Genomic DNA, 23,889 nt, shown 5'->3' with positions numbered 1-23,889 from the left:
TGAACTTTGTGGGATCTGGAATTTAGCGTACAATACGGCCATTTTTTATTATTCACAGATTATTATGAAATTTATCGTTAAACTTTTTCCTGAAATTATGATTAAAAGCGAAACCGTGCGTAAGCGTTTCGCGAAAATTTTGACCTCAAATATACGTAATATTTTACAGAAATATGATGAAGAAACAGCGGTTGTTCGTCATTGGGATTACATCGAAGTGCGCTCAAAAAATGAAGCCAATCGTGAAGAGTTGATTGCGCTTTTACAACGCATTCCGGGTATTCACCATTTTTTAGAAGTAGAAGAAAAACCATTTACCGATTTACATCATATCTTTGAATTGACGCTGGCGGATGTTGCCGATCAACTTGAAAACAAAACCTTTTGCGTGCGTGTAAAACGCAAAGGGAAACATGATTTCAGTTCCATTGAAGCTGAACGTTATATCGGTGGTGGTTTAAATCAGCATATTGAAAGCGCCAAAGTACGCTTAAAAAATCCTGATGTGACGGTGCGTATTGATATTGAAGATGACAAAATGATGCTGGTAAAAGCTCGTCATGTTGGTCTTGGTGGTTATCCAATTGGAACGCAAGAAGATGTGCTTTCATTGATTTCTGGTGGCTTTGACTCAGGCGTATCTAGTTATATGCTCATTCGCCGTGGTTCACGTGTGCATTATTGTTTCTTCAATTTAGGTGGGGCAGCCCATGAAATTGGCGTGAAACAAATGGCTTACCATATTTGGAGCCGTTATAGCTCATCTCATAAAGTCCGCTTTATTGCCATTCCTTTTGAAGGCGTAGTGGGCGAGATTTTAGAGAAAGTGGATAATGGCCAAATGGGCGTCGTATTAAAACGAATGATGGTGCGCGGAGCAAGTAAAGTCGCACAACGTTTTGATATTCAAGCTATTGTTACGGGTGAGGCACTCGGGCAAGTATCTAGCCAAACTTTAACCAATTTACGTTTAATTGATGAAGCATCCGATGCCTTAGTATTACGTCCACTCATTACTCATGATAAAGAACAGATTATTGCAATGGCGAAAGAGATCGGCACGGATGATATTGCCAAATCAATGCCAGAGTTCTGTGGGGTGATTTCTAAAAATCCAACGATTAAAGCGGTACGTGAAAAAATTCTTGAAGAAGAAAATCACTTTGATTTTGGTGTGTTGGAAAGTGCGGTTGAAAATGCACAATATTTAGATATTCGCCAAATTGCAGAAGAGACGGAGAAAGAAGTGGTCGAAGTGGATACCATTTCAGTGCTTGGTGAAAACGATATTATTTTAGATATTCGTAGCCCAGAAGAGACAGATGAAAATCCATTTGAATCAGACGAGCATCAAGTAATGCAGTTGCCGTTTTACAAATTATCTTCGCAATTCGGTTCATTAGATCAAAGTAAAAACTATGTGCTTTATTGTGAGCGAGGCGTGATGAGTAAACTGCAAGCGCTTTATTTAAAAGAAAATGGTTTCACGAATGTGAGAGTTTTCGGGAAAAAATAAGCTAAACAATGACCGCACTTTTAACGTGCGGTTTTTTTTATTTGTAATCTAATTCACCAATTAATTCATCGATAGCTTTGGCAAGTAATGTTCGATCGTGACGATAGCTAATATCATCTGCATTTAAACGTTTAGCTAAGATTTTAACGGAAGAAATGGCAGACAAATCGACCGCACTTTTTTCGCGATAAGGTGTAATGACACCATCAATAATGGATTCACCAACAATTTCATGAATTTTCTGAATACGATCAGCCAGTGAAAGCTGAGAGGCGGCACCAATTTCTACCCCTAAGTTATCAATAAAAATCACTTTCGCTTTGCTATTACGCAGGGCAGTCGCTAATTCAGGTAGCAATAGCGGCGGCATAATGCTCGTCATGAAACTTCCTGGACCAAGTAAAATGACTTCCGCTTGCTCCAATGCTTGGATGGCTTCTTGTGCGGCTTTAACCATGGGCACTAAGAAAAGTGATTGAGGTAATTCTGTTAAATTATCAATGCTCACTTCACCTACAATACTGGAGCCTGAGCCTAAACTCGCGGCAAGATGAACTGGTTCTTCTGACATGGGAATAATGTGAGATTTTACTTTGAGTAATTCACGAATCAAGTTAATGGCTTCAATAGGGCGAATATGCATATCTTCTAAAGCTTTAAGCATTAAATTGCCTAAATTATGCCCAGAAAGCTCACCTTCGCCAGTAAAGCGGTATTCAAATAATGCAGAGGCCGTGCTCGGTTCAATAATGATTTGATTTAAGCAATTACGCAGATCTCCCCATGCAATACCGCCTTGTTCTTGACGAATGCGACCCGTTGAACCGCCGTTATCTGTGGTGGTGACAATACCGGTTAAACGCTCTTTCATAAAACTAAGCGCCGATAATACACGCCCTAATCCATGACCACCACCAATGGCAACAATATGTTTGATTTCGTCTAAATGTTCATGACGACTGTGACGAGATAAATCAGACATTTTTCTTCCTTTTTACCTATAAATTATTATAAGAAACAATGTTATATATTCTGTTATATAAGTTAATTCTATTATTTTTATCAATATAGTCGGGTTATTTTACCAAATTATTGCTATTAACCGCTTGCTTTTATTACAATACCAACACAATTTATTTTTAACGCATAACTCCGAGCTTGTTTAGCCTAAGTTTCACAAGAAATATGGTGGCAAGCCAATAACGCGGTACGTTATTCAGGGATACGCTGGAAACGGTTTATCCTCTCCATATTTAGAAAGGTGTAAAATGCAATCCATTCCTATCAAGAACGTAGGAGAGTCTCGCTTAGTCGATCCTTTCCAACGTCAATATTACTATCTACGACTGTCGATTACCGATCAGTGTAATTTTCGTTGTACCTATTGTTTGCCGGATGGTTATCAACCCGAAGCTAACAAGCCAAGTTTCTTAACGTTAAAAGAAATTACCCATCTTGCCCAAGCATTTGCTGAAATGGGCACAGAGAAAATCCGTTTAACGGGTGGCGAACCCACTTTACGCAAAGATTTTATTTCTATTGCTGAAAGCATTGCTAATATTGATGGCATTCGTCAATTAGCTGTTACGACAAATGGCTATCGCATGGCAAAAGATGTGGCTGATTGGAAGAAAGCAGGAATTACGTCTATTAACGTCAGTGTTGATAGCTTAGATCCGAAAATGTTCCATCAAATTACAGGCATCAATAAATTTGATGACGTGATGCGTGGTATCGATCGTGCATTTGAAGTGGGTTACAACAAAGTCAAAGTCAATTCAGTTTTGATGAAAAATTTGAATGACAAAGAGTTTGAGCAATTCCTTGTTTGGGTGAAAGATCGCCCAATTCAAATGCGCTTTATCGAACTCATGCAAACGGGCGAAATGGATAGTTTCTTTGATAAATTCCATCTTTCAGGACAGGTATTAGCGGATAAATTGCTGCAAAACGGTTGGCAATTACAACACAAATCCCATACTGATGGTCCAGCTAAAGTATTCACGCATCCTGATTATGCAGGCGAAATTGGCTTAATCATGCCTTATGAGAAGAATTTCTGCGCAAGCTGTAATCGTCTCAGAGTATCAGCGAAGGGCAAACTTCATCTTTGTTTATTTGGTGAAGAAGGCATTGAATTACGTGATTTATTGCAATCACATGAGCAGCAAGATATTTTGCAAGCCCGTATTTTTGCCGCACTTCAAGGCAAACGTGAACATCATTATTTGCATATCGGTGATAGTGGCGTAAGAAATCATTTAGCTTCTATCGGTGGCTAAAAGAAAATAGGTGAATTTTGCTATTCACTTATTTTGCTTTTATCACACATGTAAAACATTCAATATTTTAACCGCACTTTATTTTATTATGACTACATTTACGCATATCAATTCTCAAGGCGAAGCCAATATGGTGGATGTTTCTGCAAAGGTAGAGACTGTTCGCGAAGCTCGTGCTGAAGCCATTGTAACCATGTCAAAAGAAACGCTTTCCATGATTGTGGAAGGTAAACATCATAAAGGTGATGTGTTTGCTACTGCGCGTATTGCAGGTATTCAAGCCGCAAAACGCACTTGGGAACTTATCCCGCTTTGCCATCCATTGTTACTTTCTAAAGTGGAAGTGAATTTAGAACCGTTACTTGAAACCAACCAAGTTCGTATTCAATCCCTTTGTAAATTAACCGGAAAAACCGGCGTAGAAATGGAAGCATTAACGGCAGCAAGCGTAGCAGCCTTAACCATTTACGATATGTGTAAAGCCGTACAAAAAGACATGGTGATTGAGCATGTTCGCCTGTTAGAAAAGATCGGTGGAAAATCTGGTCATTTTATTGCGGAGGAAAAGTAAGATGTTAAATGTTTTATTTTTTGCTCAAACTCGTGAATTAATTGGTGAAGATTCTATTCAGCTTGAAGGCGATTTTACGACAGCGGAAGCGGTGCGTGAACATCTTGCTCAAAAAGGTGATAGATGGGCGTTAGCGTTAGAAAAAGGGAAGCTTTTAGTTGCCATTAATCAAACTTTAATGCCATTAGAAAGTGCGGTCAAAAATGGCGATGAAATTGCGTTTTTCCCACCAGTAACAGGGGGCTAAATGACGGATATTCAGATTTCAGTACAAGAACAACCTTTCGATCAAAATGCCGTTTACCAATGGCTTTCTGAGCAACATTCGGTTGGTGCAACGGTTATTTTTGTAGGTAAAGTGCGCGATCTTAATTTAGGCGATGAGGTATCCAGCTTATACTTAGAACATTATCCCGCCATGACAGAAAAAGCCTTACGTGAAATTGTGGAGCAGGCGAAAGCGCGTTGGGATATCCAACGAGTGTCTGTGATTCATCGTGTAGGACTTTTACATACCGGCGATGAAATTGTTTTAGTCGGCATCAGTTCGGCTCACCGAGGTGATGCTTACCACGCCAATGAATTTATTATGGACTTCTTAAAATCCAAAGCGCCGTTCTGGAAAAAAGAACAAACTAATCAAGGTGAACGTTGGATTGAAGCAAGAGAGAGCGATACAGAAGCGTTAGAGAAGTGGTAAATAATAAAAATTTGTTGTTTTATATTCTATTATTGACATATTTAAAAGGAGAATCATAATGCCTGACAGCACAGCACAGCACAGCACAGCACAGCACAGCACAGCACAGCACAGCACAGCACAGCACAGCACAGCACAGCACTTGGATAACCTATCCATTAAATTAACGCAACTCAAATTACTTCTACCTGAAATTTTTTGCGAAGAGCAAATTGATTTTCAAAAATTCCAACAACTTTTTTCTGAACACATCACCACCGAGCCCGAGCGTTATATGTTGAACTGGGCGGGAAAATCGGAAGCCTATCGCGTATTACAAGCACAAACTTGCAAAACCCTCACACCGCAACCTGCGGAAAGTGTCAATTTTGATTCCACTGAAAATATATTTATTGAAGGGGAAAACCTGGATGTGTTGAAAGTGTTACAAAAATCCTATTTCAATAGCATCAAAATGATTTATATCGATCCGCCTTATAACACAGGTAATGATTTTGTTTATAACGACAATTTCAAGCAGGATCTTAAAGATTACCAGGAAAAAAGCGGCGAATTGGATGACGAAGGCAAACTCAAACTGGCTTTCAAGAAAAACAGCAAGGAAAACGGGCACTTCCACAGCAAATGGCTAAATATGATGTTGCCTCGTTTGCATTTGGCAAAGAATTTACTGAAAGATGACGGTGTGATTTTTATTTCCATTGATGACAATGAACAGGCTCAGTTAAAGTTGTTGTGTGATGAGGTATTTGGTGAAGAAAATTTCATTGCTGATGTAATTTGGAATTCAACAAAATCAGTGACTAATACGGCATTAATTTCTGTATCTCACACATATACTTTAATTTATGCAAAAAATATTGACTATTACATCAAGAATCGGGAGAAATTCAGATTACCTGAAGATGGGGAAGGATTTTCAAATCCAGATAATGATCCTAGGGGAGAATGGAAAGCCGACCCTTTCCAAGTCGGTGGTTGGAGACCAAATCAACAATATGAGATTGTCAATCCTAAAACGGGGAAAGTTTATACCCCAAATGAAGGTGCAAGTTGGAAAAACGATTATGAAAAATACCAAGAGCTTGTAAAAGATAATCGAATCATTTTTGGAAAAACAGGAGATGGTGCACCATTAAGAAAACGCTTCAAATGGGAAGCTGAAGAACGAGGGAAAGTCACTAAGACTATTTGGGATGATGTAGAAACAACAACTAATGGTACTCAATTATTAAAGAAAATGTTTGATGGAACAGCGGTATTTAGTAATCCGAAACCGATTGGGTTGTTGCAACGAATTCTAAGTCTTTCAACAGAAAAAAATTCAAATGATATTATCCTTGATTTTTTCAGTGGTTCAGGTACGACAGCCCATGCAATAATGGAATTAAATAAAGATGGCGGGAATAGAAAATTTATTGTTGTTCAGTTACCTGAGCAATTAGATCCCAAAGATAAAGAACAAAAAATAGCATATGATTTTTGTAAATCGAATAAGTTATCTACAAACATCGCCGAAATTTCCAAAGAACGCATCCGTCGGGCCGGTAAACAAATTGCTGAAAATCACCCAGACAAGCGAATAGATACCGGTTTTAAAGTATTTAAGCTGACCAACAGTCACTTTAAACAATGGCAATCGCCGTCGGCAGAAAATTTAGCGCAACAAATCGAATTATTTGTCGATCCTGTACGGAAAGAGGCAATGCCTGACGCCATGCTTTATGAAATGTTGTTGCGTTTAGGATTGAAATTGACGGCAAAAGTGCGGTCGGAAAATCAGGTGTTTTGGGTGAGTGATGAAAGCGGGCAACAGTTTGCCTTGTTGCTTGAAACCCTGAGTGCGGATTTATTGGATCAGGTGATTTCTGCCCAGCCGAAAAAAGTCGTGACGTTAGATTCGCTGTTTAATGGCGATGATGCCTTAAAGAAAAATGCCGAGTTGCAAATGAATGATGCAGGCATTGCCTTCTTTGTGCTTTAAGGAGGCAAAATGGAACTTCAATTTGAAACCTTGGATTACCAAACGCATGCGATTCAAGCGGCGGTAGATTTGTTCATCGGACAGCCTAATCAGCAAACGGAATTCGGTTTGAAAGCGCAGAATGATATGCGTTTCGTGGCGAATTTGCCGTTACAAATTAATGATGAACAGTTGCAACAAAACTTGGGCAAGCAACAAAATACTTTTAATTTTTACCGCACTTTAATTGAGGAACAGGGTAGAAATTTTACCGTAGAAATGGAAACCGGAACGGGGAAAACCTATGTTTATTTACGTACGATTTTTGAATTGAATCGTCAATATGGTTGGCAGAAATTTGTGATTGTGGTGCCGAGTGTGCCTATTCGTGAGGGCGTATTACATACCTTGGAAACAACGCGTAGCCACTTTGCCACCCTGTTTGATAACCCGAGCGTAAATCCGAAATATGAATATAAGAGTAATCAACTTTCCCGCTTAAAAGCCTTTGCTACCGGCAATCATATTGAAATTTTGGTGATGAATATTGATGCCTTTGCCAAAGAAAGCAATGTGATTAATACACAAAATGAAAGTGGCGATGCGCCCATTCGTTATATTCAAAACGTCAATCCTATTGTGATTATTGATGAACCGCAGAATATGGAAACGGATATTCGCCGTCATGCTATTGCAAGTCTCAATCCTTTATTCACTCTGCGCTATTCGGCAACCCATAAAAACGCCTATAACCCGATTTTTAGCCTCAATCCCGTGCAGGCGTACGAATTAGGCTTAGTGAAGCAAATCGAAGTGGACAGCGTGTTGGCAGATAATGATGTGAATGGCGCTTATGTGGCGTTAAAAGGAATTAACGCCGGCGCGAAAAGTTGGTCGGCGAAAGTGGAAATCTTGGTGAATGATAAGTCGATAAAGAAGAAAGTCGTCACCGTTAAGCCGAAGCAAGACTTATTTGATCTTTCCAGACAAAATGAAGTTTATCGCAGTGGTTATATTTTGGAAGGAATGAATGTTGAGGAACAACAGATTGAGTTTTCCGGCGGATTAAAAGTGACGAAAGGCGTTGATAATTCTCTCTTGAAAGATGACATTCAAAAAATGCAAATTCGTCGCACAATAGAAGAACATTTACGCAAGGAAAAAATCTTAAATCCATTAGGCATTAAAGTATTGTCGCTATTTTTTATTGATAAAGTGGATAATTACCGCAACGACGGCAAATTTTATCAATGGTTTGAGGAAATTTATCGCGAATTAACCCATGGAAAAGACCCCGTTGGCGTGCATGAAGGTTATTTTTCCAAAGATAAAAAAGGCGTCTTGAAAGATACCAACGGCACGACACAGGCGGATAATGACACGTATCATTTAATTATGCGGGATAAAGAATCCTTGCTGTCGTTGGGTAATCCGTTGCGTTTTATTTTCTCTCACTCGGCTTTGCGTGAGGGGTGGGATAATCCGAATGTGTTCCAAATTTGTACGTTAAACGATACCCATTCGGAAATTAAAAAACGACAAGAAATCGGACGTGGATTGCGCTTGCCGGTGAATCAGCTTGGCGTAAGAAGCCGTGAGCGGGATAAAAATATCCTGACAGTGATTGCCAATGAAAGCTATGAGGAATTTGCGACCAAATTACAACGGGAAATTGAAGAAGATTGCGGTGTGTCCTTTGATAAAGGGCAAATTAAAAATAAGCTGGATCGAAAATATGTGCGTTATCGCAAAGATTTTAGCCAACACCCTGAATTTTCCGCGATTTGGGAACGTATTAAGCACCAAACGACTTATCGGGTCAATTTTTCACAGTATGATTTGATCGAAAGTGCGGTCAAAAATTTGGTCAAAATGCCACGTATTGATGAGGTGAAAATTCGACATGAAAAGGTCGCATTTGCGATTAATGAAAAAGGCGTGACGACCGAATATCGTTCTTCCAATCAGGTAACCTCAAAAACTCACTGGGATATTCCCGATGTGTTGGGCGAATTACAGAAGAAAACCGGGTTAACCCGTCAAACCATTTGCCGTATTTTGCAAAAATCAAAACGACTGGCTGAGATTTATCATAATCCACAACGTTTTATTGATTTGGTTGCAGAAAAAATTAATGAAGCGTTAAGTCAAATTATGGCGGATGGTGTGGAATATCACCGCATTGCAGATCGCACCTATGAAATGACGTTATTTAAGGATTTTGAGTTTTATCTTAATCAATACAGTTTTTCTGTGAGTAATCAATCAAAAACCATTTATGAGGGCTATATTTCCCTAGATTCCAACACGGAAAATACGTTTGCCCGCCATTGTGAAAGCAGTGAAAATGTCGAGTTTTATTTTAAGTTACCGAAAAATTTTAAAATTCCAACGCCATTGGGGAATTATAATCCCGACTGGGCTGTAGTATTTAAAGGGCAGAATAAAGTTTACTTTGTGGCGGAAACCAAAAATACCGGTAAGGGTATTCAGCATGGTGTGGATGAAAGCAAGTTAGATCTTTCAGAACAAATGAAAATTGCTTATGCCAGAAAGAATTTTGAATATCTCCATAGAGATTACGATGATTTAGAATATCGGGTTGTGCAAAGTATAGATGAATTAACTGAAAATGTATAAAAAATATCAGACAGCCATTATTGGCTGTCTGATTGCGTTAATTAAAGTACTTTAACGATGCTTTCGCATAAATAACGAATATTGTCTTCAGTGATACCGGCCACATTGATACGACCAGAACGAACAGCGTAAATCGCAAATTCTTCTTTTAAGCGATCAACTTGTTCAGGCGATAAACCGCTGAAAGAGAACATACCGTTTTGTTCCATGATAAAGCTGAAATCTTGTTCTGCACCATATTCTTTTAATAACTGAACAAATAAATGACGCATTTTTTTGATGCGTTCACGCATTTCAGTCAATTCATTTTCCCATTCTTGGCGAAGTTGTGGATCATTTAACACTGTCGCTACGGTCGCCCCACCGTGAGATGCTGGATTAGAGTAGAGGGTACGAATAATTGATTTCACCTGTGTTAATGCAGTTGAAGCAATTTCTGCATTTTCTGCCACAAGGGTAAAGGCACCGACACGCTCATTGTATAAACCAAAGTTTTTAGAGAATGAACTCGCCACTAATAATTCTTTATGATTTGCCGCAAAAGCACGTAAACCGTAAGCATCTTGGTCTAAGCCATTGGCTAAACCTTGATAAGCAAAGTCAAAGAGTGGTAACCAGCCATTTTTTGCTGAAAGTGCGGCTAATTCTTGCCATTGTTCAGGGGTTGGGTCAATACCGGTTGGGTTGTGGCAACAACCGTGTAACAGCACCACATCACCTTCGCTTGCTTGACTTAAATCTTCAAGTAAATGTTCCCAGTCAAGGGCTTTGCGTTCAGCATCATAATAACGATATTCACGAATCGTCATGCCCACCGCATTGAAAATCGCATTATGGTTTGGCCATGTTGGCGTACTAATCCACACATTTTGAGCTTTGGTTTGACGTTTGATGAATTCAGCAGCAATACGTAGCGCACCCGTGCCACCTAAACTTTGCGCAGTTCTTGCGCGATTCGCTTTAATGACTTCTGAATCTTTACCGAAAAGGAGTTCTTTTGTGCGTTCGTTATAATCTGCAATACCATCGATAGTCAGATAGTTTTTCGTTTTTTCGTTATCAAATAAGCGTTTTTCAGCTTCTTTTACTGCACGCATAATCGGCGTTGAACCTTGTGCATCTTTATAAACGCCAATACCTAAGTTGATTTTATTTTCACGTGTTTCAGATTTGAATGCTTCGCCTAAGCCTAAGATAGGATCGGCTGGAGCCGCTTTGATATGTTCAAACATAGCTTTTCCTTATGTATGTGTTGTGGGATGAGTAAATTTATACTTCAGCCGATAGATTTTATCAAGAAGAACCTGATAAAAATCAACCGCACTTTGATGTTTTTAGATATTCATCAAAAAGTGCGGTTCTTTTTTCGATTATTTTAATTTCTCAATCGCCCAATTTAAACCAGATTGATAATCTTCAGGGAGTTCGTGACGAAGTTTTTCAAGCTGTTGAATAATGATCGTTTTGTCAGTATGCGTAATATTGATATGACCTAATTTTCTACCTGGACGAACTTCTTTACCATACCAATGTAACTGGGAGAAAGGCGTGTTCAACCATTGTGGATTATGTTCTGTACCAATTAAATTGACCATGACACTTGGTGCAATGGATTGTAATGATGGAGTGGGTAAATCTAATAAAGCACGTAGATGCAATTCAAATTGACTAATGGCACAGCCGAGTTGTGTCCAATGTCCACTGTTATGCACACGAGGGGCAAGTTCATTAATTAATAATTTATCCCCCACCACAAAGCATTCCATCGCCATTACACCCACATATTCAAGCTTATCCATGATTTTTCCTAACATAGATTCAGCCTGAATTTGTTGGTTTTTTTGTTGTGGGAATGAAGTATCTGTCACACTGTAACGTAAAATGCCATTTTGCTGTAGATTATGAGTTACTGGATAGAAGCGTTTTTCACCATTTTTAAATCTTGCGCCAACGATAGACACTTCATAATCAAAAGGAATGAATTTTTCTGCGATAACTTCACCAAATAAATCGTCTGTAATGTCACGTTGATTACTTTCAGTAATAATCCATTGACCGCGACCGTCATAACCACCTGTGCGACGTTTTACCACGACTTTTTCGCCTACGTTTTTAAATACTTCAGGCCATTGCGTTTTATCTTTTAATAAACACCATGGTGAGGTAGAGAGATTGAGTTCATCCAGTAAAGATTTTTGGGTAAAGCGATCGGCTAATAAGCCAAAAACATTCTGATTAACGAAATTTTTATGATGACCTAATAATTCAGTTAAAGGTGTTTTTTCCCAACGTTCAATTTCTGCGGTGATGATGGCATCTTTAGGTAAATCAAATACTGGCGCATTAAACTCAAGTGGTTGAACATGAATGTCTAATGGTGCGCCGGCGTAACGTAACATTCTGCCGAGTTGACCATTACCAAGCACATAAACGGTAGGATAGAGGGTAGAGTTTTGCATAAAATTTCTCATCAAATCTAGCTAAAAAACAACCGCACTTTAAAAAGTGCGGTCAAAATGAAAGGTGTTTTATTTACGTGGATCAGGATTATCCAATACCACATTAGTTTGATTTTCGCGGAATGCTTGTAGGCGAGCAAATAACGCATCATCCCAACCAGCAAGAATTTGTGCGGCGAGTAATCCTGCATTAGCTGCGCCAGCAGGGCCAATTGCTAAGGTACCAACAGGAATACCTTTAGGCATTTGTACGATAGAATAGAGACTATCTACACCGCTTAATATAGAGCTTTTAACAGGTACCCCAAGTACTGGCACAAGTGTTTTGGCTGCGATCATACCCGGCAAATGCGCTGCACCACCTGCACCTGCAATAATCACTTTGTAACCATTTTTTTGTGCATTTTCGGCAAATTCAAACAATTTGTCGGGGGTTCGATGTGCAGAAACGACTTCAACATGATATGCCACATTGAGTTCATCTAAAATTTGAGTGGCTTCTTGCATGGTTGCCCAATCGCTTTTTGAGCCCATAACAATAGCAATTTGTGCGGTATTTGACATATTTTTAAAAATTTATCTGATAAAAAACGATGCGTAGAATAGCATATTTGCCCACTTTTAAGCAAACGTTTGCTATATGGTAAAAACTGAAAATTCCATTGCAAGTTTTGTCATAAAATCTTATCCTAATATGAGTTTTTTTCTTAGAAATAGAGCAGATTATGTTAGCTAAAGCGAAATATAGAAAAGATTACAAACAACCTGATTTTACAGTTACGGATATTTTCCTTGATTTTCAATTAGATCCTAATCATACCGTTGTCACTGCAAAAACAACCTTCCAACGTTTAAACGACGAAGCAACACACCTACGATTAGATGGTCATGGCTTCCAATTTGCCTCCATTAAATTCAATGGCGAAGATTTCAAACATTATCATCAAGACCATGAAAGTTTAACGTTAGATTTAACTAACCAAAGTGCGGCCAATTTTGAACTTGAAATTGTGACGAATCTAGAGCCTGCACAAAACACCTCTTTACAAGGGCTTTATCAATCAGGTGAAGGCATTTGTACTCAATGCGAAGCAGAAGGTTTCCGTCAAATTACCTATATGCTTGATCGTCCTGATGTATTAGCTCGCTATACAACCAAAATTACCGCTGATAAAACTAAATATCCTTACTTGCTTTCTAATGGTAACCGCATTGCAAGTGGTGAATTAGAGGATGGTCGTCATTGGGTTGAATGGAATGACCCTTTCCCGAAACCAAGCTATTTATTCGCTTTAGTGGCAGGTGATTTTGATTTATTACAAGATACCTTTACGACAAAAAGTGGTCGTGAAGTAGCCTTAGAGCTTTATGTTGACCGTGGCAATCTTGATCGCGCTTCGTGGGCAATGGAAAGTCTGAAAAAATCCATGAAATGGGATGAAGACCGTTTCAATTTAGAATACGACTTAGATATTTACATGATTGTTGCTGTGGACTTCTTCAATATGGGCGCCATGGAAAATAAAGGGTTGAATATTTTCAACTCTAAATTTGTGTTGGCAAATCCACAAACAGCAACCGATGATGATTATCTCGCTATTGAAAGCGTGATTGCGCATGAGTATTTCCATAACTGGACAGGAAACCGTGTAACTTGCCGTGATTGGTTCCAATTAAGTTTGAAAGAAGGTTTAACGGTTTTCCGTGATCAAGAATTTTCATCTGATACGGGTTCTCGAGCTGTTAATCGCATTAATAACGTGAAATTCTTACGTACGGTACAATTTGCCGAAGATGCGAGCCCAATGTCACACCCAATTCGCCCTGAAAAAGTCATTGAAATGAATAACTTCTATACCGTGACTGTATATGAAAAAGGGGCTGAAGTGATTCGTATGTTGCATACCTTATTAGGTGAACAAGGTTTCCAAAAAGGAATGCAACTTTATATTGCAGAAAATGACGGTAAAGCAGCAACTTGTGAAGATTTTGTTTCCGCAATGGAACGTGCGAATAATGTTGATTTAGTACAATTCCGTCGTTGGTATAGCCAATCAGGTACGCCAGAATTATTGATTAGTGATGCCTATGACGAACAAACTCATACTTATCGTTTAACTGTTTCGCAATCTACGCCACCAACAGCAGATCAAATGGAAAAAGTAAACTTACATATTCCATTGAAAATTGCGCTTTATGATGCCAACGGCACCAAACAAATGTTACAGCATAACGGTGAATTGTTAAGTGATGTATTAAATGTAACAGAAAAAGACCAAGTGTTTGAGTTCCATGGTATTTATGGTCGCCCAATTCCTGCGTTATTATGTGATTTCTCTGCACCGGTGAAACTGGATTATGATTACACCACAGAGCAGTTATTAGGTTTGCTTAAATTCGCTGATAACCAATTTGCTCGTTGGGATGCAGCACAAATGCTGTTTACTCAAGAATTGCGTCGTAATGTGGCGCATTTCCAACAAGGTGAAACCTTTGAGATTTCACCTGATGTTTTAACCGCACTTGCGCATGTATTGGAAAATTACGAACAGGATATCGAATTAGCCACATTAATTCTAACCTTACCAAAAGACATTGAGTTTGCAGAAAACTTTAAAACAATTGATCCAGATGGTATTGCTGCTGCTAGAGAATTTATGTTGGTGCAAATTGCAGAATACTTAAAAGAAGATTTATTGCGTATTTACACCCATATTCGTCTTGAAGATTATCGAGTGACGCAAGAAGATATTGCCTTACGAGCAATGCGTAATCTTTGTTTAAGTTATTTGGCTTACACCAATCTAGGCAACAATGTAGTTCAAAAACATTACAATAATGCCAATAATATGACAGATACGCTGGCTGCATTAAATATGGCAACCAAAGCCTCGTTATCTTGCCGTGATACCTTGTTAGCGGATTTTGAACAAAAATGGCAACATGATGGCTTAGTCATGGATAAATGGTTTGCTTTACAAGCAACTCGTCCTGATGAAAACGTATTGGAAATTGTACAAGCATTAATGGATCACCCAAGCTTTAACTTCAACAATCCAAACCGTTTACGTTCATTAGTGGGTAGCTTTGCAAATCACAACTTAAAAGCGTTCCATCATATTAGTGGTTCAGGCTATCGCTTCTTAACGGATGTTTTAATTCGTTTAAATGAAAGCAATCCACAAGTGGCAGCACGTTTAATTGAGCCATTGATTCGTTTCTCACGTTTTGATGCACAACGTCAAACCTTAATGAAACGTGCCTTAGAACGATTAAGTGCTGTTGAAGATCTCTCAAAAGATTTATTTGAGAAGATTGAAAAAGCCTTGCAATAAAACAAAAAGTGCGGTTAATTTTGACCGCACTTTCCATTTACAGTGAACTATCCTGAGAGATAAACGAGTATGTATTCTTTAATCCGTAAAGCCATCTTTTCCCTTGACCCTGAAACTGCCCATGATTTAGTGATTAAATCATTGCACTTAGCGGGTAAATCGCCTTGCCAATTTTTATTAAAGCAGCTTTTGGCTTGTCCACAAGGCACACCTAAGCAAGTAATGGGCATTACCTTTAAAAATCCTATTGGGTTAGCAGCGGGCGCAGATAAAAATGCCGAAGCCATTGATGGATTTGGTGCGATGGGATTTGGTTTTATTGAAGTAGGAACGGTTACGCCTTTAGCGCAAGAGGGAAATGCGAAACCTCGTCAATTCCGTTTAGTGGAAGCAGAAGGGATTATTAACCGTAACGGATTCAATAATTATGGTATTGATTATGCGATTGAGAATGTTAAAAAGGCAAAATTTGATGGCGTAATTGGGATTAATATTGGCAAAAATAAAGTCACACCAATTGAAAAGGGTAAAGATGATTACTTATTTTGCTTAAACAAAGCTTATAACTATGCGGATTATATTACGGTAAATATTTCATCACCGAATACTCCAGATTTACGCCAATTACAGTATGGTGATTACTTTGATGATTTACTGCAAAGTATAAAACAGCGTCAAAAAGTATTAGCTGAGCAATATAATAAATATGTGCCGATTGCCGTAAAAATTGCACCTGATTTATCTGAGGCTGAGCTCGTTCAAATTGCTGATACGTTAATTCGTCATCAAATGGATGGGGTGATAGCTACTAATACCACCATTTCTCGTGACAACGTCGCTGGTTTGAAAAATGTTGAGCAACAAGGCGGCTTAAGTGGAAAACCGTTACAGCATAAAAGCACAGAAATTATACGAAGATTGCATCAAGAGCTAAAAGGTCAAATTCCGATTATTGGGAGTGGTGGCATTGATGGCGTACAAAACGCACAAGAGAAAATTGAAGCGGGTGCTGAATTGTTACAAGTTTATTCGGGCTTGATTTATCATGGCCCAAGTTTAGTTAAAGAATTAGTGAAAGCGATTAAATAAATGACAAAAAAATATGATTTACATTGCCATAGTACGGCTTCAGATGGTGTTTTAACGCCTACGGAGCTTGTGCAACGAGCTCATGAACAAGGTGTCAATGTGCTTGCTTTATGTGATCACGACACCGTGATGGGTATTGATGAAGCCCAAATTGAAGCAGATAAATTAGGCATTGAGCTGATTAATGGCGTGGAAATTTCAACGAATTGGGAAGGTCGTGGCATCCATATTGTTGGATTAAATTTTGATAAAACGCATCCAAAAATGACCGCACTTTTAGCCGAACAAAAATCACTGAGAGAAAAAAGAGCGGTTGAAATTGGCCATAAACTAGAAAAAGCAGGCATCCCAAATACCTATGAAGGCGCAAAAGCGTTGGCCAATGGGGAAGTAACTCGTGCACATTATGCGCGTTATTTGGTACAAATCGGCAAGATTTCAAATGATGGGCAAGCCTTTAAACGTTATCTAGGCAGTGGAAAATCGTGTTTTGTCAAAGCTGAATGGGTAGATATTCCAACAGCAATTGATACGATTCATGCAGCAGGCGGTGTCGCAGTCATTGCCCATCCTATGCGCTATAACATGACAGGGAAATGGATTCGTCGATTAATTGTTGATTTTAAACAATGGGGCGGTGATGGTATGGAAGTGGCAGATAGTAGACAGACCAAAGATCAACGTCAATATCTTGCGCGTTTAGCGAATGAATATGACTTAGCCGCCTCTTTAGGGTCAGACTTTCATTTTCCTTGCGGATGGATTGAATTAGGAAAGAATTTATTTTTACCTGAAGAGGTAAAACCGATTTGGACATTATTTGAATAATAAAGGGCGGTCAATCCGCCCTTATTTTTTATATTTGACTGTTCTCACACAAACCGAGACTCGCGAGAAATTCAATAAATGCGCGAACTTTTGCCGGTAAATGACGACGATTTGGATAAACCACATAAATATCTAAAGGTTTTTGTTTATATTCAGACAAAATTTCAACTAATTCACCTGAAGCAAGCGCATCTTTGACAAAGAAGCTCGGTGCATTACTGATGCCTAATCCCGCTTTTGTCATTTCTAACAATGCCATACCGTTATTAGAAACTACTTTAGATTGAATTTTATACCGTTGAATTTGATTGGCTTTTGTTGATTGCCAATGCACTTGATTTAATGATGATTTGTAAAGTAAACCTTGGTGATATTCTAAATCATCTGGTGTAAGTGGTGTGCCTCGTGCTTCTAAATAACTTGGAGAGGCAACAAAATGCATAGGGGAGCTACTAATTTTACGCGCAACAAGTGAGCTATCTTGCATATAGCCAATCCGTAATGCTAAGTCATAGCCCTCAGCAACGAGATCAACACGTTTGTCTTCAAATTCAATTTCTACGTGTAAATTAGGGTGAAGCTCAATAAATTTAGGTAAGTTAGGCGAGATATAAAGTAAACCAAAATCACGCGGCACAGAGATTAATAAATTACCTTGTAAGCTTGTTGCCATATTGCTAATGCTAGAATCAGCCTCGCTTAAATCTAATAAAATGGCTTGGCAACGTTGGTAATAAAGCATCCCCGCTTCAGTTGGTACAATTTTTCGTGTTGTACGTTGTAATAATCGTGTTTTTAAATGTTCTTCTAATTGTGAAACTAGTTTACTCGCCATCGCTACAGAAATATTCTGTTGGTTTGCGGCTTGTGTAAAACTTTGCGTTTCGATCACTTTACAGAAAACCGAAATTGCATTGAGTTTATCCATTTATAAATCCTTTTTGAAAAAAAGCTTGATTTTATCGGCGTAAGTTTGCAGTATATCGCCAATTTTACAGAATTCTAGTTATATTTTAGGTAAGCAAATGAGCAAATCTTTAGTGATTGTGGAGTCGCCAGCCAAAGCGAAAACCATCAATAAATATTTAGGTAGCCAGTATGTGGTGAAATCCAGCGTAGGGCATATTTGTGATTTGCCTACTGCAGGGAGTAGCACAGGCGAAAAGGCCAAACCAGTTTCCACTAAAGGATTAAGTGCGGAAGAAAAAAACAAAATTAAAGCAGAAAAAGACCGTGCGGCCTTAGTAAAACGTATGGGGATTGACCCCTATGACGATTGGAAAGCCAATTACCAAATTCTACCAGGTAAAGAAAAAGTGGTAGCCGAATTAAAATCTCTCGCTAAAAAATCAGATCATATTTATCTCGCCACCGACTTGGATAGAGAAGGAGAGGCTATCGCGTGGCATTTACGCGAAGTCATTGGTGGCGATGATAGTCGTTTTAGTCGCGTTGTATTTAATGAGATTACTAAAAAAGCGATTGAAAAAGCGTTTCAGCATCCTGCGCACATTAATATGGACCAGGTTAATGCTCAGCAAACCCGTCGTTTCTTAGACCGCGTGGTAGGCTTTATGGTGTCGCCATTATTATGGAAAAAAGTGGCACGCGGTCTATCTGCCGGACGAGTGCAATCTGTTGCCGTGAAATTGGTGGTAGAGCGTGAACGTGAAATCAAAGCATTTCAACCGGAAGAATTTTGGGAAATTGAAGCGCTAACCCAAACGAGTAAGAAAGAAGACTTACTTTTGGATGTGGTGCAGTATAAAGGCAAGAAATTTGAGCCGAAAACTGAAAAAGAAGCACAAAGTGCGGTCGATTTCTTAAATAAATCACATTACGTTGTCACAGATTTAGAAACAAAACCAACAGGTTCTAAACCAAGAGCCCCATTTATTACTTCAACCTTACAACAAACTGCAAGCACGCGTTTAGGTTTTGGGGTGAAGAAAACCATGATGTTAGCACAACGTTTATATGAAGCCGGTTACATTACTTATATGCGTACTGACTCTACCAACTTGAGCCAAGATGCGTTAAATATGGTACGCTCTTATATCGAAAGCCATTTCGGTAAAGATTATTTGCCAGCTAAACCGAATTTCTACTCGAGTAAAGAAAACGCTCAAGAAGCGCACGAAGCGATTCGTCCTTCTGATGTAAAAACGCTCGCAGATCATTTAAGTGGCATGGATAAAGATGCTGTGCGCTTGTATGATTTAATCTGGCGTCAATTTGTAGCCTGCCAAATGCCGGCTGCACAATATGACAGCACAACGGTTACCGTAATGGCTGGCGATTATGAATTGAAAGCTAAAGGCCGTATTTTACGTTTTGATGGTTGGACAAAAGTGTTGCCACAAGTAGGTAAAAATCCGGAAGACCAAATTTTACCGGCTGTGAGTTTGAATGAAACATTGGCACTAAAAACGGTTTCGCCAAGCCAACACTTCACTAAACCGCCCGCTCGTTTTACCGAAGCTGCATTGGTTAAAGAATTGGAGAAACGTGGTATTGGTCGTCCTTCTACTTATGCGGCAATTATTTCAACTATCCAAGAACGTGGTTATGTGCGCATTGAAAATCGTCGTTTCTATGCCGAGAAAATGGGCGAAATAGTTACTGATCGCTTAAATCAATCCTTTACTGATTTGATGAGCTACGATTTCACTGCCAACATGGAAAACGTATTAGACCAAATAGCATCAGGTGAGAAAAATTGGAAGGCTGAGTTAAATCAATTCTTCAAAGATTTTTCTACTCAACTTTCTACGGCTGAATTGGATGAATTAGAAGGTGGAATGAAGCCGAATAGCCTTGTACTCACCAATATTGATTGTCCGACTTGTAGCCGAAAAATGGCCATTCGCACAGCAAGTACAGGTGTATTTCTTGGTTGTTCTGGTTATGCTTTACCACCGAAAGAGCGTTGTAAAACGACGATTAATCTCATTCCTGAGGCGGAATTACTCAATGTATTGGATGAGGCTTCTGAAACTAAAGCCTTAATGGATCGTAAACGTTGTCCGAAATGTGGTACAGCGATGGACAGTTACATCATTGACCCTCATCGTAAATTGCATATTTGTGGTAATAATCCGAATTGTGATGGTTATTTGGTTGAACAAGGCCAATTCAAAATTAAAGGCTATGATGGTCCGATTGTAGAATGTGATAAGTGCGGTTCAGATATGCATTTAAAACTCGGTCGTTTTGGTAAATATATGGGCTGTACCAGCTGTGATAATACCCGTAAGATTTTGAAAAACGGCGAAGTTGCACCACCAAAAGAAGAGCCCGTTCATTTCCCTGAATTGAAATGTGAAAAATCTGATGCGTATTTTGTATTACGTGATGGTGCAAGTGGCGTGTTTATGTCAGCACATAACTTCCCTAAATCACGTGAAACACGACCGGCAAAAGTGGCTGAATTAGCGCTTTATCGTGATCGTTTACCGGAAAAATTACGTTATTTAGCCGATGCGCCACAAAAAGACCCTGAGGGTAATGAAGCCATTATCCGCTTCAGCCGTAAAGAAAAACATCAATATGTGACATCTGAAAAGAATGGCAAAGCCACAAAATGGATTGTGGATTATATTGATGGAAAATGGGTAGAACGGAAAAAGTAGGATGAACATCACGGTTTATTGCGGTGCCAGTTTAGGTAATGATTCTGCCTATCAGGCTGCCGCAAAAAAATTAGGAAAATGGATTGCCGATGGTCAACATACTTTAGTCTATGGTGGCGGAAAATTGGGATTAATGGGCGTGGTTGCAGATACTGTACTTGCTCATCAAACTAAAGTAATTGGCATTATCCCTCAATTTTTACAAGACAGAGAAGTTTCACATCCTAATTTGACCAAGACCGTGATTGTTGAAAGCATGTCTGAGCGAAAAAATAAAATGGTTGAGCTTGGCGATGCTTATATTGCTTTGCCTGGCGGACCAGGCACTTTAGAAGAGATTATTGAAGTGATTTCTTGGGCTCGAATAGGGAAAAATAATAATCCTTGTATTTTGTTTAATGAAAAGGGGTATTTTGATTCACTAAAGTCCTTTTTTAGCCATATGGTGAAAGAAGGCTTCTTTACTCAAGGTGATTTTGAGAAGATTTTATTCTCGAATAATCTTCAAGAAATCGAAACCTTTATTGAACATTACCAACCTCCAGCGTTAAGAACATATTAAAAAAGTGATCTGCCCCCAAAAAGTTGGACAGGTAGTTAACTTAAATATTGAGCTCGGTATTGCACTGGGCTCAATCCTTTTAAACCAAGTTTAATTCGTTTTTGGTTGTAATACACTAAATATTCTTCAATGTCAGCCTGTAATTCAGCAATTGAATGATAAGTCCGAGAGTAAAAGCACTCTGATTTTAATATGGCAAAAAAGCTTTCAATCACCGCATTATCATAGCAATTTCCTCGGCGACTCATACTTTGCACCGCTTTACCCTTCAACATCTTTACCCATTCCGCCGAGCCATACAATACACCTCGGTCGCTATGAATAATCGGACATTCTGTTGGTTTAATCCTACTAAGCCCTTGTTCTAACATCTTTTTTACCAATGAAAACTTCGGGCGTGTCGCAAAGTTATAGGCAATAATTTCTCGGTTAGCCAAGTCCATCAACGGTGAAAAATAAAGCTTTTCTTGCCCAACATGAAATTCCGTTACATCCGTTACCCATTTTTGATTGAGTGCCGTTGCTGTAAAATCACGATTCAGTAAATTCTGGGCAATATGCGATGTTTTTCCACGTTTTCCATGTCTTTTTTTGCGTAAAATGGAATGAATACCTAACTCGTTCATCAGCTTTAACACCGTTTTATGATTCAAATGAAAACCCATTTGGCGTAATTTAAACGTCATGGGGCGATAACCATCTCGTTTTCTGTTTTTTTTATACAGCGATAAGATAGCTTCTTTAGCTTCGTGATAATTTCGCTTAATCTCTTTATAGTAAAAGCTTGAGCGAGGCATTTTAGTCACACGAAGTAAATCATTTAACGCGTGGTCTGGCTTCAATCTTTCAATAATTTTTCTTTTTTCTGTCGTTGTTTTTGACGGTCGAGCTTCTCCAACTCCTTTAGGTAAGCAATCTCCGCTCGAGCCAAGGCGAGCTCTCGCTGCAGCTTTTTAAACGCTTTAGGTGAAAAGTCTGTGGTTTCTGGAATTTCAATGTCTTTCTTTTTCATCTTTGGCTTCACTATTTTCGGGGGGGTGAAGGTTTGTATGAGGCGATTTTACGCCATCAAGCCCTCTTTCCCGAAATGCTTTTAGCCAATAAATGACGAGAGCGTGGGAAATTTTATGAAGTTTAGCCACCTCACGGATACCATAATCCTGTTCAGTGACGAGTGTGATAATTTTTAAACGAAATTGATAAGAGTAGGACATAATCTGCACCTCAAATTAGGTGTCCAGGTTTTGGGGTGCAGATCAAAGTGCGGTTAAATTTGACCGCACTTTTTTATGATTAATGATGATGTTCTGGTTTTGGTGGGAGTTTAGCTCTAGCTTTACCAACAGGGAGAATTAACGTCGCGTAATTCGCTGAATGTTGACAAACTTTTTGATCTTCAAATGGTTCTTTATGAATCACTTTAAGTTTCCAAACACCTTCAATTAATGGGATAAAATTAACTTTACCTTCACTATCTGTTTTACCTGAAAACGCTTGTGGTTCACGATGAGATGTCGCCGCTTCCATATCTTTCACGACAAACGTATCAGACGTTGCAATAATCGTTTCACCCGCAAGTGGTTTGTCTTTATAGAAAATTTGAAGTGGGAAAGCTTCGCCAGCTTTGATTGTTTTTGGATCTTTGAGTGGCACAATTTCAAGTGGTAAACCGATGCGTGTCATTGCCATCTCCGCATTCAATGGTTTTTTACCTACCACAGTAAAAGCTTTACCAAACATTTGAGTTTGTTCGCAATAGAATGCATTTGGTGTGCCTTGTAAGTTATCCATTTTCCAGCCTTCATTATTTTGTGACCAGAAAGTTGGTTTATAAGTCGCCGTTACCCAATATGAACCGTCTTTTAACGGTTTTTCTGATTGATATTGGTAGTTCTCACCTTTTTGTACTAAGGTTTGCATTTCGCCATCTTGATTGATGAGTTCCATTGGGGGGAAAATAGCAAGACGTTTTTCGGGAATTTTTTCAACGTAAGGGTAGTCACCATAAGCTAAATCAGCTTTTAAAACGCTATTAGAAGCAATTTGTGCCGGTGTTGCAACCCAAACTTCATGAGCTTGCGCAAGCGCAGATAAGCCAATTAGTGCCGCAATTAATGTTTTTTTCATTCTCTTTCCTTTTTAATTAATAAATCAATTTATAGAAAGTCTTCGATAGGGCGGATGAGTATAGCGAAAAAGAAATAATGAGACGAATAGAAAAAGTTGATTTTGTGAGAAACTTCACATTTTTTTAACAAAAAAGCGCGGTCATTAAAACAATTGTTTTTTTGACCGCACTTAATTTTAAATTA

Annotated in this window: 19 protein-coding genes, 1 pseudogene and 1 riboswitch; of the genes and pseudogenes, 12 read left to right on the top strand and 8 right to left on the bottom strand. The window is 38.8% G+C overall.

Going from position 1 to position 23,889, the window contains the following annotated elements; genetic code table 11:
- The first annotated feature begins 64 nt into the window (after positions 1–64).
- On the top strand, positions 65–1,516 hold the full coding sequence (thiI, locus tag RDV53_RS09305) for a tRNA uracil 4-sulfurtransferase ThiI (protein WP_005696151.1): 1,452 nt from the start codon (positions 65–67) through the stop codon (positions 1,514–1,516).
- Between the two features lie 37 nt (positions 1,517–1,553).
- On the opposite strand, the gene RDV53_RS09300 is transcribed toward thiI, so the two are convergent.
- A complete protein-coding gene (locus tag RDV53_RS09300; protein WP_005696150.1) occupies positions 1,554–2,498 on the bottom strand; it encodes a gluconeogenesis factor YvcK family protein in 945 nt (314 codons plus the stop codon).
- 156 nt (positions 2,499–2,654) lie between these two features.
- Positions 2,655–2,796, top strand: a riboswitch (molybdenum cofactor riboswitch).
- On the opposite strand from RDV53_RS09300, the gene moaA reads away from it, so the two are divergent.
- The 6 genes from moaA to RDV53_RS09270 all read left to right on the top strand — a co-directional run bounded on the left by moaA (position 2,785) and on the right by RDV53_RS09270 (position 9,672).
- Positions 2,785–3,798: a GTP 3',8-cyclase MoaA gene (gene moaA / locus RDV53_RS09295; RefSeq protein ID WP_005696149.1), complete on the top strand. Its 1,014-nt coding sequence runs from the start codon at positions 2,785–2,787 to the stop codon at positions 3,796–3,798. It overlaps the preceding riboswitch by 12 nt.
- A gap of 88 nt (positions 3,799–3,886) precedes the next feature.
- Positions 3,887–4,369: a cyclic pyranopterin monophosphate synthase MoaC gene (gene moaC, locus RDV53_RS09290; RefSeq protein ID WP_032822448.1), complete on the top strand. Its 483-nt coding sequence runs from the start codon at positions 3,887–3,889 to the stop codon at positions 4,367–4,369.
- A gap of 1 nt (position 4,370) precedes the next feature.
- The gene (gene moaD / locus RDV53_RS09285; protein WP_005696147.1) at positions 4,371–4,616 is read left to right on the top strand and encodes a molybdopterin synthase sulfur carrier subunit; all 246 of its coding nucleotides are present in this window, start codon (positions 4,371–4,373) and stop codon (positions 4,614–4,616) included.
- The gene (gene moaE, locus RDV53_RS09280) at positions 4,617–5,069 is read left to right on the top strand and encodes a molybdopterin synthase catalytic subunit MoaE (protein WP_005696146.1); all 453 of its coding nucleotides are present in this window, start codon (positions 4,617–4,619) and stop codon (positions 5,067–5,069) included. It abuts the gene before it with no gap.
- Between the two features lie 58 nt (positions 5,070–5,127).
- Positions 5,128–7,053 (top strand): site-specific DNA-methyltransferase, encoded by a 1,926-nt coding sequence (locus RDV53_RS09275; RefSeq protein WP_192877097.1) that lies wholly within the window; start codon positions 5,128–5,130, stop codon positions 7,051–7,053.
- A 9-nt stretch (positions 7,054–7,062) separates the two neighbouring features.
- The gene (locus RDV53_RS09270; protein ID WP_005696143.1) at positions 7,063–9,672 is read left to right on the top strand and encodes a restriction endonuclease; all 2,610 of its coding nucleotides are present in this window, start codon (positions 7,063–7,065) and stop codon (positions 9,670–9,672) included.
- A gap of 41 nt (positions 9,673–9,713) precedes the next feature.
- On the opposite strand, the gene RDV53_RS09265 is transcribed toward RDV53_RS09270, so the two are convergent.
- The 3 genes from RDV53_RS09265 to purE form a co-directional block, all read right to left on the bottom strand.
- Positions 9,714–10,904 carry an amino acid aminotransferase gene (locus tag RDV53_RS09265; RefSeq protein ID WP_005696142.1) on the bottom strand — a complete coding sequence of 397 codons (1,191 nt, stop codon included), beginning with the start codon at positions 10,902–10,904 and terminating at the stop codon, positions 9,714–9,716.
- A gap of 138 nt (positions 10,905–11,042) precedes the next feature.
- On the bottom strand, positions 11,043–12,131 hold the full coding sequence (gene purK, locus RDV53_RS09260) for a 5-(carboxyamino)imidazole ribonucleotide synthase (RefSeq protein ID WP_032822430.1): 1,089 nt from the start codon (positions 12,129–12,131) through the stop codon (positions 11,043–11,045).
- A 69-nt stretch (positions 12,132–12,200) separates the two neighbouring features.
- Positions 12,201–12,695 carry a 5-(carboxyamino)imidazole ribonucleotide mutase gene (gene purE / locus RDV53_RS09255; RefSeq protein WP_005696139.1) on the bottom strand — a complete coding sequence of 165 codons (495 nt, stop codon included), beginning with the start codon at positions 12,693–12,695 and terminating at the stop codon, positions 12,201–12,203.
- Between the two features lie 161 nt (positions 12,696–12,856).
- Between purE and pepN the strand changes: the two genes are divergently transcribed.
- The 3 genes from pepN (at position 12,857) to rnm (ending at position 17,383) form a co-directional block, all read left to right on the top strand.
- Positions 12,857–15,466: an aminopeptidase N gene (gene pepN, locus RDV53_RS09250; RefSeq protein ID WP_005696138.1), complete on the top strand. Its 2,610-nt coding sequence runs from the start codon at positions 12,857–12,859 to the stop codon at positions 15,464–15,466.
- Between the two features lie 69 nt (positions 15,467–15,535).
- Positions 15,536–16,555: a quinone-dependent dihydroorotate dehydrogenase gene (gene pyrD / locus RDV53_RS09245; protein WP_005696137.1), complete on the top strand. Its 1,020-nt coding sequence runs from the start codon at positions 15,536–15,538 to the stop codon at positions 16,553–16,555.
- Entirely contained in the window at positions 16,556–17,383 is an 828-nt protein-coding gene (gene rnm / locus RDV53_RS09240; protein WP_005696136.1) for an RNase RNM, read from the top strand.
- 28 nt (positions 17,384–17,411) lie between these two features.
- Here the strand turns inward: rnm and RDV53_RS09235 are convergent, their stop codons facing one another.
- Positions 17,412–18,311, bottom strand: a complete 900-nt coding sequence (locus RDV53_RS09235; RefSeq protein WP_005696135.1) for a LysR family transcriptional regulator — start codon at positions 18,309–18,311, stop codon at positions 17,412–17,414.
- Between the two features lie 97 nt (positions 18,312–18,408).
- Between RDV53_RS09235 and topA the strand changes: the two genes are divergently transcribed.
- Positions 18,409–21,015: a type I DNA topoisomerase gene (gene topA / locus RDV53_RS09230; RefSeq protein WP_005696133.1), complete on the top strand. Its 2,607-nt coding sequence runs from the start codon at positions 18,409–18,411 to the stop codon at positions 21,013–21,015.
- 1 nt (position 21,016) lies between these two features.
- A complete protein-coding gene (locus RDV53_RS09225; RefSeq protein ID WP_005696132.1) occupies positions 21,017–21,577 on the top strand; it encodes an LOG family protein in 561 nt (186 codons plus the stop codon).
- 35 nt (positions 21,578–21,612) lie between these two features.
- On the opposite strand, the gene RDV53_RS09220 is transcribed toward RDV53_RS09225, so the two are convergent.
- The 3 genes and pseudogenes from RDV53_RS09220 to RDV53_RS09210 form a co-directional block, all read right to left on the bottom strand.
- Positions 21,613–22,419, bottom strand: coding sequence for an IS3 family transposase (locus RDV53_RS09220; protein ID WP_005696131.1), 807 nt, complete (start codon positions 22,417–22,419; stop codon positions 21,613–21,615).
- Positions 22,416–22,791, bottom strand: a pseudogene (locus RDV53_RS09215) (transposase). Before RDV53_RS09215 ends, RDV53_RS09220 begins: the two are co-directional and overlap by 4 nt.
- A gap of 79 nt (positions 22,792–22,870) precedes the next feature.
- Entirely contained in the window at positions 22,871–23,704 is an 834-nt protein-coding gene (locus RDV53_RS09210; protein ID WP_005696127.1) for a DUF4198 domain-containing protein, read from the bottom strand.
- Positions 23,705–23,889 lie beyond the last annotated feature (185 nt).

It is taken from the genome of Haemophilus parainfluenzae ATCC 33392, assembly GCF_031191205.1.
Lineage (GTDB): Bacteria > Pseudomonadota > Gammaproteobacteria > Enterobacterales > Pasteurellaceae > Haemophilus_D > Haemophilus_D parainfluenzae.
The sequence above is the reverse complement of the archived record's forward strand: the minus strand, read 5'-3'. Positions and strand labels throughout refer to the sequence as shown.